The organism is Ruegeria sp. AP12, assembly GCF_056540025.1.
This window is the reverse complement of sequence record NZ_JBQFVZ010000115.1, coordinates 1-1,001: the sequence shown is the minus strand read 5'-3', so window position 1 is coordinate 1,001 and position 1,001 is coordinate 1. Positions and strand designations below refer to the sequence as shown.

At 60.4% G+C, this 1,001-nt stretch carries 2 protein-coding genes; both read left to right on the top strand.

Features of this window, described 5'->3' with window-relative positions; all coding sequences use genetic code 11:
* A partial coding sequence (locus ACR0E6_RS21610) for a LysR substrate-binding domain-containing protein (RefSeq protein ID WP_480587179.1) occupies window positions 1–378 on the top strand: 378 nt, incomplete at its 5' end.
* On the top strand, window positions 375–1,001 hold a 627-nt coding region (gene yddG / locus ACR0E6_RS21605), incomplete at its 3' end, for an aromatic amino acid exporter YddG (protein ID WP_480587177.1). The genes ACR0E6_RS21610 and yddG, both read left to right, overlap by 4 nt.

Below are 1,001 nucleotides of genomic sequence, written 5' to 3'. Positions count from 1 at the left end.
GACGATTCGATTGCGTTTCTGAAGCCTCCGGCAGATTGGCCGACTTGGTTTAGGGCTGTTGGCGTCGAGTTCACGCCGACCCACGGGGCGCATTTTTCCAACGCAGACCACGCGATTGACGCGGCTGTCGCCGGAGTTGGCGTGGCCTTGGGGCGACGGGCGATGATCATCAAGGACATGATGGAGGGGAGGCTTGTCGCGCCGTTCAAAACCGCCATTGAGACCAAAGGCCGCTTTCGATTTCTCTGCCTGCCCAGAGCGGAGAACCGGCCTCAAGTCGCAGCATTTCGCGATTGGTTTGTTGCGGAGATTGAAAAAACCGCTCATATCTCGGATGAATTCACCATCGTTCGTGTAGAAGACGTCTCATCCACATGACCAGACAACGCGCCACCGCCATCGGCTTCATTGCGGTTTTGCTTTGGGCGCTGCTGGCCCTGTTCACAGTCGGGTCAGCCCCAACACCGCCGCTTCTACTGAATGCGATCTGCTTCAGTATCGGCGGTACTTTGGGGCTTGTCTGGACGTGGCGATCGGGCGGATTGTCCCAGCTGCGCCGCATCAGTTGGAAAGTCTACGCCTTTGGAACGGTGGGCCTGTTCGGCTACCACGCGCTATACTTCTCGGCCCTTCGGATGGCCCCGGCGGCCGAAGCGGGGCTGATCGCCTATCTCTGGCCGCTGCTTATCGTCCTGTTCTCCGGCCTGTTGCCCGGAGAGAATCTGCGCGCTGGCCACCTGATCGGGGCCTGTTTGGGGTTTGCCGGGGCTGCACTGATCATAACTGGCGGTGGCAGCGCCGGGTTCCAAGCCGACCACCTACCGGGATACGCGCTGGCGTTCCTGTGCGCCCTGACATGGTCAGGCTACTCCGTTTTGTCGCGGAAACTGGGGGAAACGCCAACAAGCTCGGTCGCTGTGTTCTGCGTGTTCACGGCGATCGCCTCATGGGTCCTGCATTTCGCGCTTGAAGCAACGGTCTGGCCGGACACCACGCTCAGT